Source organism: Streptomyces griseus subsp. griseus, assembly GCF_000720255.1.
GTDB classification, from domain to species: Bacteria; Actinomycetota; Actinomycetes; order Streptomycetales; family Streptomycetaceae; genus Streptomyces; species Streptomyces griseus_I.
On sequence record NZ_JOJE01000002.1, the window covers coordinates 256,342 to 269,317 of the forward strand.

Sequence of the window (12,976 nt, forward strand, 5' to 3'; positions counted from 1 at the left end):
GAAATCCGGGCATGGCCGGTCGGGAATTTACCGAGAATTCAGCAGAACTCAGGGCAAGTCGGGCTCCACAAAAGGAGCAAATGGCGCAAAAGAACCACACACTTTGGCTACTTCTCATCGCATGTGGAGCCGTAAAAGAAAGGCGCTCGGTACGCGAAAAACAGCGCCTTCCCCAACTGTACCGCGCTCAACCACACAGAATTGCCCCCTCCGCTTCTCTCACGGAGGGGGCAATTCGATGAACTCACGGTAACTGCCGTTACCGATGGTAATGATCAGCCTCCGGCGACCGCCGGAATGATGGAGACTCCGGCACCGTCCGGGGTGGCCGTCTCCAGCCCCTGCTCGAAGCGGACGTCGTCGTCGTTGACGTACACGTTGACGAAGCGGCGCAGCTTGCCCTGGTCGTCGAGAACGCGGGCCGCGATGCCCGTGTGGTTCTTCTCCAGGTCGGCGATGACTTCGCCGAGGGTCGCGCCGTCGGCGGCGACCTCGGCCTGCCCGCCGGTGTAGGTGCGCAGGATGGTGGGGATGCGGACGGTCACGCTCATGCGAGGCCAGCCTCTCGGAAGGAGTCCAGGTTGGGGCGAATGGTGGCGGTGAGGCCGGTGCCGGCCACCGCGTCGAGGGTCTTCAGGCCGTCACCGGTGTTGAGGACGACCGTGGTCAGGGCCGGGTCCAGCAGCCCGTTCTCGATCAGCTTGCGCGTCACACCCACGGTCACGCCACCGGCGGTCTCCGCGAAGATGCCCTCCGTCCGGGCGAGCAGCTTGATCGCGTCGACGACCTGCTCGTCGTTGACGTCCTCCACCGCACCGCCCGTCCGGCGCGCGATGTCGAGGACGTACGGCCCGTCCGCCGGGTTGCCGATGGCGAGCGACTTGGCGATGGTGTTCGGCTTCTGCGGCCGGACGACGTCGTGGCCCGCCTTGTAGGCGACGGACACCGGCGAGCAGCCCTCGGCCTGCGCACCGAAGATCTTGTACGGCTTGTCCTCGACCAGGCCGAGCTTGATCAGCTCCTGGAGCCCCTTGTCGATCTTCGTCAGCTGCGAGCCGGAGGCGATCGGCACCACCAGCTGGTCCGGGAGCCGCCAGCCGAGCTGCTCGCAGATCTCGTACGCCAGGGTCTTGGAGCCCTCCGCGTAGTACGGCCGCAGGTTGACGTTGACGAAGCCCCAGCCCTCGCCGGCCGGGTCGCCGATCAGCTCCGAGCAGAAGCGGTTCACGTCGTCGTAGTTGCCCTCGATGCCGACGAGCTCGCCGCCGTAGACCGCGGCCATGACGACCTTGCCCTGCTCCAGGTCGTGCGGGATGAACACGCACGAGCGGAAACCGGCGCGGGCGGCCGCGGCGCCGACGGCGCCGGCCAGGTTGCCGGTGGAGGAGCAGGAGAGCGTGGTGAAGCCGAAGGCGCGGGCGGCCTCCAGGGCCTGGGCGACGACACGGTCCTTGAACGAGTGCGTCGGGTTGCCGGAGTCGTCCTTCACGTACAGCCCGCCGGTGACACCGAGCTCACGGGCGAGGTTGTCCGCCTTGACGAGCTGGGTCCAGCCGGGGTTGATGTTCGGCTTGTCCGCCACGTCGGCCGGCACGGGCAGCAGCGGGGCGTAGCGCCAGATGTTCGCGGGTCCCGCCTCGATGCGCTTGCGGAGCTCCTCGGTGTCGTACGAGGAGAAGTCGTAGGCGATCTCGAGCGGGCCGAAACACTCCTCGCACGCGAAGACCGGGCCGAGCGGTACGCGGTGACCGCACTCGCGGCAGCTCAGAGCGGCGGCGGGGCCGAGGTCTACAGTGGAGTCGGTGGTGCTTGCAGCAGTCTGCGCAGCCATGGAGGCGAGGCCCTTTCTCCTCATCTTCCTCACGACGCATCTCGCCGTGAGACGGATTTGGCACCTTCCCTAGCCGGGAGCCTCGCTGCGATCGACAGTGATCTACGAGAACCGGCTGGAGGGTTGCCGGGGCTTCAACGGGCCGTGTCCCTCTGCCCCTCTGGATGAGCGGTATGTGGTTGTGGAACGCGCATGACCCGCGACATGCGATGGTCACCAGCGTTGTTCAAGACTGTAACCGAAGGCCAGGACAGTTGAGATAGTCGTCCGAACCGCGAGACAACCGTGAGGAGCCGCAGACTGTGCTGGAAGAAGTCGAGCGCTGGCTGAGGACCCGCTCCTGGTCCGTGACCGATCGCCCGCTCCACCGGATCCTGGCCGCCAAACAGCGCACGGGCCAGTTGGTCAGTGTCGTGCTGCCCGCGCTCAACGAGGAGGAGACGGTCGGCGACATCGTCGCCGTGATCCGTCACGACCTGATGCAGCAGGTCCCGCTGGTCGACGAGGTCGTCGTCGTCGACTCGGGGTCCACCGACCGCACCTCCGAGGTGGCCGCCGCCGCGGGCGCCCGGGTCGTCCACCGCGACGCCATACTCCCCCGGATCCCGGCCGTCCCCGGCAAGGGCGAGGTGCTGTGGCGCTCGCTGCTGGTGACCGAGGGGGACATCGTCTGTTTCATCGACGCCGACCTGAAGGAGTTCTCCTCCGACTTCGTCTCCGGGATCGTGGGCCCGCTGCTGACCGACCCGGACGTCGATCTCGTCAAGGGGATGTACGACCGCCCGCTTGCCGGTGCCGCCGGACAGGGCGGCCGGGTGACGGAGCTCATGGCCCGCCCGTTGCTGAACATGCACTGGCCGCAGCTGGCCGGGTTCGTGCAGCCGCTCGGCGGTGAGTACGCGGCCCGCCGGTCCCTGCTGGAGCAGTTGCCCTTCCCGGTCGGCTACGGCGTGGAGCTGGGCATGCTGGTCGACTCCCTGCACCTGGTCGGGCTCGACGCCCTCGCCCAGGTCGACGTCGGGGTGCGCAAGCACCGCCATCAGGACGGGCTGGCACTGGGCCGGATGGCCGCCGCGATCTACCGCACCGCGCAGCTGAGGCTGGCCCGCGGGCACCTCGTCCGTCCGTCCCTCACCCAGTTCGAGCGGGGTGCGGACGGGTTCGAGCCGCGTACGTACTCCTTGGACACGGAGGAGCGGCCGCCTATGGTGGAGATCGCGGAGTACGCCGCCCGCAAGGTGGCGTAACACGCGCGATCGCACGTTTGAGCGTTTACAGACCGGGCTAGGTTGAGGCGTATGGCTTCCACGCACGACGCTGCTGCTCAGGTGCTGGTCGCGTCCAACCGCGGCCCGGTCTCGTACGAGGTGCGCGAGGACGGCTCGCTCCACGCCAAACGGGGTGGCGGCGGAGTCGTGTCCGGTCTGTCGGCCATCGACCCGGACGCCGGCGCGCTGTGGGTGTGCTCGGCGCTGTCCGACGGCGACCGGGAGGCGATCCGGCGCGGGGTGGGCGAGAAGGGCGTACGGATGCTGGACATCCCGGCGGACGTGCACTCCGACGCCTACAACGGCATCGCCAACTCCGTGCTCTGGTTCGTCCACCACATGCTGTACCTGACCCCGCTGGAGCCGGCCTTCGGCACGGAGTTCCGGCGCCAGTGGGCGTCGTACGAGGCGTACAACCGGGCGTTCGCCGATGCGCTGGCGGAGGAGGCGGCCGAGGGCGCGGCGGTCCTGGTGCAGGACTATCACCTCTGTCTCGTTCCCGGCATGCTCCGCGAACTCCGCCCCGACCTGCGCATCGGGCACTTCTCGCACACGCCGTGGGCGCCGGTGGACTACTTCGGGCTGCTGCCCTCGGACATCCGGGAGCAGCTGCTGCGGGGCATGCTCGGCGCGGACCGCCTGGGCTTCCTCACGCAGCGCTGGGCGGACGCCTTCACGGCGTGCTGTACGGAGTTCGCCGGAGGCCTCGGGGGAACGCACCTCGGGGTGCACGGGCTGGGCGCCGACGCCGAGTTCCTGCGTGAGCGCTCGCACCGGGACGACGTGGAGGAGCGGATCACCGCCCTGCGCGAGGAGATCGGCGGGGAGGGCCGCAAGGCGATCGTCCGGGTCGACCGCACCGAACTGTCGAAGAACATCGTGCGCGGACTGCTCGCCTACCGCCAGCTGCTCGACGACCATCCCGAGTGGCGCGAGCGGGTCGTCCATGTCGCCTTCGCCTACCCCTCCCGCCAGGACCTGGCCGTCTACCGGGAATACACGGCGGAGGTGAGCCGGCTGTCGGAGGAGATCAACGAGCGGTACGGCACACCCGGCTGGACCCCGGTGCTGCTGAACCTCAAGGACGACTTCGCCCGCTCCCTGGCCGCCTACCGCCTCGCGGACGTGGCCCTGGTCAACCCCATCCGGGACGGCATGAACCTCGTCGCGAAGGAGGTCCCGGTCGTCTCCGACGAGGGCTGCGCGCTGGTGCTGTCACGTGAGGCGGGGGCGTACTGGGAGCTGGGCGAGGACGCGCTCGTCGTGAACCCGTACGACGTGCTGGAGACGGCCCGCGCCCTGCACGAGGCGCTGTCCATGAAGCCGGAGGAGCGGGCCGAGCGGACGAAGCGACTGGTGGCCGCGGCGACCGCGCTGCCTCCGACCCGGTGGTTCCTGGATCAGCTGCACGCGCTGCGGGAGATTCAGCCCAGCTGATCGGCCAGCGCCCGCAGCAGCCGTACGACCCCTGCCGGACCGTCGACGACGAGGTCGGCGCGTTCGGCCAGTTCGGTGACTTCGCTGCTGCCGCTGCACACGAGCAGGCCGGGGACGCCGTCGGAGCGGAGTTTCTCGACGGCGGCGAAGGCGGGGAGGTCGCCGAGGTCGTCGCCGGCGTACAGGACGGCCTCGGCGCCGGTGTCGCGGAGGTGTTCGAGGAGGGCCACACCCTTGTCCATGCCGGGCGGGCGGAGTTCGAGGACCATGCGGCCCGGCTCGACGATCAGTCCGTGGCGGGCGGCGAGGTCGGTGAGCGGTTGGCGCAGGGCGTCGAAGGCGGCCTGCGGGTCCTCGGCGCGCCGGGTGTGCACGGCGACGGCCCGGCCCTTCTCCTCGACCCAGGTGCCGTGGGAGGCGCCGGCCCGCTCGATGGCGTCCGGCAGTTCGGCCCGGACGGCGGCGACTCCGGGGTGCGGGTCGGGGGCGGTGAGGGTGCCGCCCTCCCAGCGTTCGGCGCCGTAGTGGCCGAGGACGACGAGGTGTTCCAGCCCGGTGACCCCGGCGAATCCGCCGTGCCGTACGGCCACCTCGGCCGGCCGGCCGGTGATGACCGTGACGGCCGCGATCCGGGGTGCGAGCGCGGTGAGCGCGGCCACCGCGTCCGGGTGGGCCCTGGCCTGCTCCGGGTCGGCGACGATCGGCGCGAGCGTGCCGTCGAAGTCGAGCGCGACGACCGCCCGGCGGGGGCGCGCGAGGATCGCGGCCAGCCCGTCACGTCCGGCTCGCGTGGTGGGGGTGGGGACAGGGGTGATGGCTTCGCTGAAGTCCTTGTCGTGGCTGCCCATACGGCGACCTTACCGAGTGTTCTTCAGCGCTCCGCCCGCTTTCCCTCCCGTATCCGCCGAAGACGGTTCACCGTCACCGGGTCGTGAGCCAGCGCACGCGTGTCGTCCAGGAGGGCGTTGAGGAGCTGGTAGTAGCGGACGGGGGCGAGGCCCAGCTCCTCGCGGATGGCGCGTTCCTTGGCGCCGGGGCCGGAGAAGCCCCGGCGTTCCAGGGCGAGGATGTCCTGTTCGCGGCGGCCGAGGTCGGTCATGCGGGCAACCGTAGCCCCGGCCACTGACATCCATCCATCAGCGACTACTGACCGCTGTCCGCCGCGCTCGCCGTCGCCTGGAGGCGGCTGAGGACGTTGGCGGGGCTGCCGCCCGAGGTGACGGCCTGGCCTATCCGCTGCTTGATGTCCGCGCTGACCTCCGCCCACGACGTCTTGGCGACGGGGTAGAGCTCGGAGAGCGGGAGTTCCGCGAGGAAGGGCCGCAGGTCCTTGTCCTCGTCGGCCGCGGCCATCGCCGTCGACGCGGACCGGGTGACGGGGAGCAGGTCGTACGTGCGGGAGAAGTTGAGCACGTTCTGCTTGTCGTAGACGAAGTCGAGGAAGTCCCCGATCTGGTCACGGTGGTCGTTCTTCTTGAACGCGGTCATCCAGTCGGCGACGCCCATCGTCGCCTTGCTCGCGCCGTCCCTGCCGGGCATCGGCACCATGCCGAACTTCACGCCCTGGGCCGCGGCGGCCTTCATCAGCGAGGGGTGGCCGTTCAGCATGCCGACGTCTCCGGAGGCGAACGCGTTGAACGCGTCGGCCCGGTTGAGCTTGCCGGGCGCGACCGGTCCGGTCAGGCCCTTGCCGACGAGCTGGTCCTTCAGCCAGGCGAAGGTGTCGACGTTCTGCGCGGAGTCGAGGCTGTAGGTGCCGACGGTCTCGGTGTAGCCGCCCCCGCCGCTGAGCAGCCACTGCATGGTCTCCGCCTGAGCCTCCTCGGGCCCGAGCGGCAGCGCGTACGGGTACTTCACGCCCTCCGCCTTGAGGGCGGCCGCGTCGGAAGCGAGGTCGTCCCAGGTCTTCGGCGGGGTGAGGCCGGCCTTGTCGAAGAGGGTCTTGTTGTAGAAGAGCAGCCGGGTGGAGGCCGCGAACGGCATGCCGTACTGGATGCCGTGCACCTGACCCGCGGCGACGAGCTGGGAGGCGAAGTCGGCCTGGGTGGGGATGGAGAGCACGTCGCCGGCCTTGTAGAGCAGGCCCTTGTCGGCGTAGTCCGCGTAGGAGCCGATCTGTGCCATGTCAGGGGCGTCGCCGGCGGCGACCATCTCCTTGACCTTGCGGTCGACGTCGCTCCAGGAGTAGACGCTGACCTCGACGTTCACGTCCGGGTGCTGCTTCTCGTACTCCTTGACCAGGGAGCCCCAGTACTTCTTGGAGCTGTTGCCCGCGCTGTTGCCGTAGTCGGCGGCGACGAGTCTCAGGGTGACGTCGTCGGAGCCTCCGGTCAGACCGCAGCCGCCGAGGGCCGCCGTCATACCCAGTGCGGAGATCACCGCGATCGTTCCTGTCCTGCGCCGCTGCACTGCCTTGCCCCAACCCTGCTGTCTCGCCGTTCAATAAGTGAATCATAAGGTCTACACCACGTAAGTGGACTAGACCTCTTGTGGGTCGGCGGGTCACACTGTTCCCGTGAGACATGTCATCGCCCTCGACGTGGGCGGCACCGGGATGAAGGCCGCCCTGGCCGGGCCGGACGGCCAACTGCTGCACCGGGCACGCCGGGCCACCGGCCGCGAGCGCGGCCCGGACGCGGTCGTCGCCGGGATCCTCGACTTCGCCGCCGAGCTGCACGCGTACGGCGCCCGGCACCTCGGCGAGCCCGCGGCCGCCGCCGGCGTCGCCGTTCCCGGCATCGTCGACGAGGCCCGGGGCGTCGCCGCCTACGCGGCCAACCTCGGGTGGCGTGACGTCCCGCTGCGCGAGCTGATCAGCGCCGAGCTGGGCGGTATCCCCGTCGCCCTCGGACACGACGTGCGCACCGGCGGCCTCGCCGAGGGCCGCGTCGGCGCGGGCCGGGGCGCCGACCGCTTCCTGTTCGTCGCTCTCGGCACCGGCATCGCGGGCGCCATCGGCGTCGACGGCCGGGTGGAGGCGGGCGCACACGGCTTCGCGGGCGAGATCGGTCACATCGTCGTACGACCCGGCGGCGCCCCCTGTCCCTGCGGGCAGCGCGGCTGTCTGGAGCGCTTCGCCTCGGCGGCGGCGGTGAGCGAGGCGTGGGCCGCGGCCGGTGGCGGCCCGGACGCGGACGCGGCGGACTGCGCGAAGGCCGTCGCGGCCGGCGACCCGGACGCCGTACGGGTGTGGCAGGAGGCCGTGGACGCGCTCGCCGACGGCCTGGTCACCGCGCTCACCCTGCTGGACCCGCGCACGCTCGTCATCGGTGGCGGCCTCGCCGAGGCCGGGGAAACCTTGTTCACACCGCTGCGGGACGCCGTCCGGCGGCGGGTCACCTTCCAGAAACTGCCGTCGATCGTGCCCGCGGCCCTGGGCGACACCGCCGGATGCCTGGGCGCGGGGCTCCTCGCCTGGGATCTCCTGAACACCCCTACGACTCCCGCGGAGGTAACCACCTGATGGCCCTGACCAAGGTTCTCGCCGGTGCCCAGGTGGTCATGCCCACCGGAATCGTCCCGGACGGCCGCCTGATCGTGGCGGGCACGCGCATCGCGGAGCGCGCTCCCGAGAACCCCGAGAACACGGAGGTCATCGACGTCAGCGGGCACTGGCTGGTCCCCGGCTTCGTCGACCTGCACAACCACGGCGGCGGCGGCGCGTCCTTCTCCGGCTCGGCGGAGGACGCGTTGACGGCCGTCCACGCCCACCGGCTGCACGGCACCACCACACTCGTCGCCTCCACCGTCACCGACGACATGGACGTCCTGGGCAAGCAGGCCGGGCTGCTCTCGGAGCTGGCCGAGCAGGGCGACCTGGCCGGCGTCCACTTCGAGGGGCCGTTCATCTCCCCCTGCCGCAAGGGCGCGCACTCCGAGGAACTGCTGCGCGACCCCGACCCGGCGGAGGTGCGCAAGCTGGTCGACGCGGCACGCGGCCGGGCGGTGATGATGACGCTGGCCACCGAACTGCCGGGCGGCATCGACTCGGTACGGCTGCTGGTCGAGCACGGGGTGATCGCGGCGGTCGGCCACACGGACGCGACGTACGAGCAGACGGTGGAGGCCATCGACGCGGGCGCGACGGTCGCCACGCACCTGTTCAACGCGATGCCCACGCTCGGCCACCGCGCCCCCGGCCCGGTCGCGGCCCTCCTGGAGGACGAGCGCGTCACCGTCGAACTCATCAACGACGGTACGCATCTGCACCCGGCCTCGCTCCAGCTGGCGTTCCATCACGCGGGCGCGGGGCGGGTGGCGTTCATCACCGACGCGATGGACGCGGCCGGCATCGGCGACGGGCACTACAAGCTCGGCCCGCTGGAGGTCGAGGTCAGCGAGGGCGTGGCACGGCTGGTGGAGGGCGGCACGATCGCGGGCTCGACACTGACGCAGGACCGCGCGTTCCGGCGGGCGGTGACCGTCGACGGGATCTCGGTCGAGGACACCGTGACCGCCCTGAGCGTCAACCCGGCCCGCCTGCTGGGCCGCTACGACCGCATCGGCTCCCTGGAGCCCGGCAAGGACGCCGATCTGGTGCTGCTGGACGCGGACTTCGAGCTCCGGGGTGTGATGCGTCAGGGCAGCTGGGTGGTCGATCCGCAACTGGGCTGATACGTCCGCCCGTCCAGGGGCGGCGGCCGGCGCCCGCTCTGGGCCGGGCGCCGTCTCTTTGGCATGATCGTGCCTTCGGACAGATGGCAGACACATGCACTCGGGGGAGGTCGGCGGCCCGGTGATCCTCACAGTCACGCTGAACACCGCTCTCGACATCACCTATCGCGTGCCGGTGCTGCGGCCGCACGGCTCGCACCGGGTCACCGAGGTCGTCGAGCGGCCCGGCGGCAAGGGCCTGAACGTGGCCCGCGTACTGGCGGCCCTCGGACACGAGGTGACGGTCACCGGGTTCGTGGGCGGTGCCACCGGGCGGGTGGTCCGGGAACAGCTCGCGGGGGTGCCCGGGGTGAGCGACGCGCTGGTGCGGGTGGCCGGGTCGACGCGGCGCACGATCGCGGTCGTGGACGAGCGGACCGGCGAAACGACCCAGCTCAACGAGCCCGGGCCGCCCGTCACGCCCACCGAGTGGTCCGCCTTCCAGGAGGCCTACGAGGACCTGGTCCCCTCCGCCTCGGCGGTGGCCCTGTGCGGCAGCCTGCCGCCGGGGGTGCCGGTGGGTGCCTACGCGGGTCTGGTGCGTACCGCCCGCGCCGCGCACGTGCCGGTCCTGCTGGACACCGGCGGTGAGCCGCTGCGCCGGGGAGTCGCCGCCCGCCCGGACATCGTCAAGCCCAACGCCGAGGAACTCGCCGAGCTGACCGGCTCCCACGAGCCGTTGCGCGCCACCCGGGACGCCCGTCGGCGGGGGGCCGGGTCCGTGGTCGCCTCGCTTGGTTTCGAGGGCCTGCTCGCGTCGGCCCCGGAGGGCCGCTGGCGCGCCCGGCCCCCCGCCCGCGTCCGCGGCAACCCCACGGGCGCCGGGGACTCGGTGGTCGCGGGCCTGCTGTCGGGCCTCGTGGAGAACCTCCCCTGGCCGGACCGCCTGGCCCGAGCGACCGCCCTGTCGGTGGCGACGGTGCTGTCACCGGTGGCGGGCGAGTTCGACCGGGCGGCGTACGAGGAACTGCTGGGGCGGGTGGCGGTGACCGGGGAGGTCACCGCCGCGTAGGGCCTAGCCCTTGACCCGGCCCTTCTTCAGGTACAGCTTGTCGAGGAGCACGTTGCACTTGTCGCCGTTCTCGCAGGAGAGCGTGAACGTGTTGGTGCCCTTGGTGAGCGTGGGCCAGGCGTAGGTGGTCGTCCAGCCCTTCTCGAAGTCACCGTCATTCGTGTGCGTGTAGTTCTTCAGGGGCATCGGGGTGCCGAACTTCTTGCCGTTGACGGTGAGCGTCATCGACTGGTCCTCGTCGACCGTGCTGTAGTGCGCGAACAGCGTGTAATCGCCCGCCGACGGGATGCCGTCGGCGCTCCAGGTGACGGAGTTACCGACCTGGTTGAGGTTCACGTAGACGCCGCCATCGGACTGGGCGCCCTTGACGTCGGAGGCGAGGGCGGCGCTGCCGCCGAGGCGCAGGGCCTTCGCTTCCACCTTCGGCAGTTCCTTCGCGCTGTCGGCACCCTTGCTGCTGCCGCTCGACGGGCTGGGCTCGGAGCTCTGCCCCTGGGCGGGGGCCGAGGCGGCCGCGTTGCCGGTCTTGTCGTCCTTGTCGTCGTCGCCGTTCATCATGGCGACGCCGATGCCGATCACGACGGCGGCGACCACCGCGACCGCGCCGATCAGCAGGCCCTTGGTGTTGGGGCCGCGGCCCCGGCCGCCGCCACCGCCGCCGTACGCCTGCTGCGGGCTGGTCGGGGCGCCGCCGGGGAACGTCTCCGGGGCGGCGTAGGCGGCGTTCGGCTGGCCGTAAGCGCCCTGCTGCGGAGCGGCCGGCTGGGGAGCCTGGCCGTACTGCGCGGTCGGCGCCTGCTGCCCGTACTGGCGCTGGCCGACCGACCGGACTCTGTTGACGGAGTTCGGGTAGCCGTAGCCCCCGGAGGGCGGCTGGGCTCCGTTGGCCTGACCGTCGGCGTAGAGGTAGCCGAACGGATCGTCGTCCTCCGGCGTGTTCGCGCCGTTGTTGCCGGGCGTCATCCTTTCGAACTCCTCAACAGGTGCGGGGCGGATGCGGTACGCGTTCGTGTACGTGTGGCAAATGGCGAGCCTACCCGCTCCACGTGCCCCAAACGGGTGACCCGGATCGCATCAGCTCGCTGACCTGGTGATCATCCCGCGCGTCTGTGCTGTTTGGGACGAGATCGTTTCTCGACGTACATCCGTTCGTCAGCAGACTTCAACACTTCGTCCGCGGTCATTCCACAGTGTGCCCAGCCGATGCCGAAGCTGGCGCCCACGCGGACGGCCCGGCCCTCGGCGCGGATGGGCTGGATGATCTCGTTGCGCAGGCGTACGGCGAGGTCCTGGGCGTCGGCGCGGCCGAGGCCGTCCGCGAGGATCACGAACTCGTCACCGCCGAGCCGGGCGACCGTGTCGCCGTCGCGGACCTGGTTGCTCAGGCGCCGGGCGACCTCGATGAGAACCGCGTCACCCGCGTTGTGCCCGAAGCGGTCGTTGATCGACTTGAAGCCGTCGAGGTCGCAGAAGAGCACCGCGAGCCCCTTGGTGCCGTCGTCCAGCTCACCCTCGGGGGCGACGGTGTGCACATGGTGGTCGTAGCCGTCGTAGGACGGGACGCTCGCCGGGAAGTCGAAGGCGGGGTGACCGAAGGCCGCGTCGTGGGACTCCACCGTCGCCGGGTCCGCCGCCTGCGGACGCCGGCACAGGCGGGCGGACAGCCGCGAGCGCAGCTCGGCGGAGTTCGGCAGGCCGGTGAGGGAGTCGTGGGAGGCGCGGTGGGCGAGCTGCAGCTCGCGCCGCTTGCGCTCCTCTATGTCCTCGACGTGCGTGAGCAGGAAGCGGGGCCCGTCGGCGGCGTCGGCGACGACGCTGTTGCGCAGGGACACCCACACGTAGGTGCCGTCCCGGCGGCCCAGGCGCAGCTCGGCGCGGCCGCCCTCGGCGGAGGTGCGCAGCAGGGTGCCGATGTCCTCGGGGTGGACGAGGTCGGAGAAGGCGTAGCGGCGCAGCGCGGAGGCCGGGCGGCCCATGAGGCGGCACAGGGCGTCGTTGGTGCGCAGGATCCGGCCGTGCTGGTCGCCGCCCATCTCGGCGATGGCCATGCCGGAGGGGGCGTACTCGAAGGCCTGCCGGAAGCTTTCCTCACTGGCCCGCAGCGCCTGCTGCTCGCGTTCGAGACGGACCAGGGCGCGCTGCATGTTGGCACGCAGACGCGCGTTGCTGAGCGCGATGGCCGCCTGGAACGCGTACATCTGGAGCGCCTCGCGCCCCCACGCGCCGGGGCGCCGCCCGTTGCGCGGCCGGTCCACGGAGAGCACGCCTATCAGCTCGCCGCAGGAGCCGCCGCCCGGCGCGGCGGGCGTGTACATGGGCGCGAAGAGCCGGTCGGAGGGGTGCCACTCGTCCTCGAAGCGGGGCGCGGGCCCGTCGGTGTACCACTGCGGGACGTCGTCGTCGTCGAGGATCCAGCCCTCGGTGTGGGGTATGAAAATCAGGTCGCCCCAGTTCTCACCCATGGCCAGGCGGCGATCCCAGGACTCGCGGGAGCCGACGCGGCCGGTGATGAGGGCCTCGGCGGCCGGGTTGCCCGAGAAGGCGGCGACCACGAGGTCGCCGTCGGGGCGTACGAGGTTGACGCACGCCAGCTCGTACCCGAGGGCGGTGACGACGCCGTCCGCGACGGTCTGCAGTGTGTCGGCCAAGCTGCGCGCCGTGTTCATGTCGGCCATGACCTGGTGCAGTTGTCGCAGGGCGGCAAGACGGACATAGGGTTCCGACTCGGTCTCCATGCTCGCCCTCCCCCCGAGACCTCGCAGCGAATCAAGGGTT

The 12,976-nt window shown here is 71.0% G+C and carries 12 protein-coding genes and 1 riboswitch; of the genes, 5 read left to right on the forward strand and 7 right to left on the reverse strand.

The genetic code is table 11. From position 1 onward, the window contains the following. Positions 1 to 275: 275 nt before the first annotated feature. Together IG99_RS04795 and thrC are read right to left on the reverse strand one after the other, a co-directional pair. Positions 276 to 551 carry a ubiquitin-like small modifier protein 1 gene (locus IG99_RS04795; RefSeq protein WP_037670105.1) on the reverse strand — a complete coding sequence of 92 codons (276 nt, stop codon included), beginning with the start codon at positions 549 to 551 and terminating at the stop codon, positions 276 to 278. Beyond that, entirely contained in the window at positions 548 to 1,831 is a 1,284-nt protein-coding gene (gene thrC, locus IG99_RS04800; protein WP_037670106.1) for a threonine synthase, read from the reverse strand. Before thrC ends, IG99_RS04795 begins: the two co-directional genes overlap by 4 nt. 17 nt (positions 1,832 to 1,848) lie before the next feature. After that, a riboswitch (SAM riboswitch) is annotated at positions 1,849 to 2,002 on the reverse strand. A gap of 131 nt (positions 2,003 to 2,133) precedes the next feature. Between thrC and IG99_RS04805 the strand changes: the two genes are divergently transcribed. After that, entirely contained in the window at positions 2,134 to 3,078 is a 945-nt protein-coding gene (locus tag IG99_RS04805; RefSeq protein WP_037670108.1) for a glucosyl-3-phosphoglycerate synthase, read from the forward strand. Between the two features lie 51 nt (positions 3,079 to 3,129). Next, complete coding sequence (locus IG99_RS04810; RefSeq protein ID WP_078947529.1) at positions 3,130 to 4,536, forward strand: alpha,alpha-trehalose-phosphate synthase (UDP-forming); 1,407 nt, start codon at positions 3,130 to 3,132, stop codon at positions 4,534 to 4,536. Here the strand turns inward: IG99_RS04810 and otsB are convergent. From otsB to IG99_RS04825, 3 genes are read right to left on the reverse strand one after another with little or no spacing between them, the layout of a single operon-like run. Continuing rightward, on the reverse strand, positions 4,524 to 5,384 hold the full coding sequence (otsB, locus tag IG99_RS04815) for a trehalose-phosphatase (RefSeq protein ID WP_037670111.1): 861 nt from the start codon (positions 5,382 to 5,384) through the stop codon (positions 4,524 to 4,526). The genes IG99_RS04810 and otsB overlap by 13 nt on opposite strands. 23 nt (positions 5,385 to 5,407) lie before the next feature. Then, positions 5,408 to 5,635, reverse strand: a complete 228-nt coding sequence (locus IG99_RS04820; protein ID WP_037670112.1) for a DUF3263 domain-containing protein — start codon at positions 5,633 to 5,635, stop codon at positions 5,408 to 5,410. A gap of 44 nt (positions 5,636 to 5,679) precedes the next feature. Further along, positions 5,680 to 6,945, reverse strand: coding sequence for an ABC transporter substrate-binding protein (locus IG99_RS04825; protein ID WP_107055825.1), 1,266 nt, complete (start codon positions 6,943 to 6,945; stop codon positions 5,680 to 5,682). Positions 6,946 to 7,051: 106 nt separating this feature from the next. Between IG99_RS04825 and IG99_RS04830 the strand changes: the two genes are divergently transcribed. The 3 genes from IG99_RS04830 (at position 7,052) to IG99_RS04840 (ending at position 10,201) form a co-directional block, all read left to right on the forward strand. After that, positions 7,052 to 7,999: an ROK family protein gene (locus IG99_RS04830; protein WP_037670115.1), complete on the forward strand. Its 948-nt coding sequence runs from the start codon at positions 7,052 to 7,054 to the stop codon at positions 7,997 to 7,999. After that, positions 7,999 to 9,150, forward strand: coding sequence for an N-acetylglucosamine-6-phosphate deacetylase (nagA, locus tag IG99_RS04835; protein WP_037670117.1), 1,152 nt, complete (start codon positions 7,999 to 8,001; stop codon positions 9,148 to 9,150). The genes IG99_RS04830 and nagA overlap by 1 nt, the downstream gene beginning before the upstream one ends. A 121-nt stretch (positions 9,151 to 9,271) precedes the next feature. Then, on the forward strand, positions 9,272 to 10,201 hold the full coding sequence (locus tag IG99_RS04840; protein ID WP_037670251.1) for a 1-phosphofructokinase family hexose kinase: 930 nt from the start codon (positions 9,272 to 9,274) through the stop codon (positions 10,199 to 10,201). Positions 10,202 to 10,204: 3 nt separating this feature from the next. Here IG99_RS04840 and IG99_RS04845 read toward each other — a convergent pair whose 3' ends face one another. Further along, complete coding sequence (locus IG99_RS04845; RefSeq protein ID WP_037670119.1) at positions 10,205 to 11,164, reverse strand: carbohydrate-binding protein; 960 nt, start codon at positions 11,162 to 11,164, stop codon at positions 10,205 to 10,207. A 131-nt stretch (positions 11,165 to 11,295) separates the two neighbouring features. Then, positions 11,296 to 12,936, reverse strand: a complete 1,641-nt coding sequence (gene cdgB / locus IG99_RS04850) for a diguanylate cyclase CdgB (RefSeq protein ID WP_037670121.1) — start codon at positions 12,934 to 12,936, stop codon at positions 11,296 to 11,298. Positions 12,937 to 12,976: the final 40 nt, after the last annotated feature.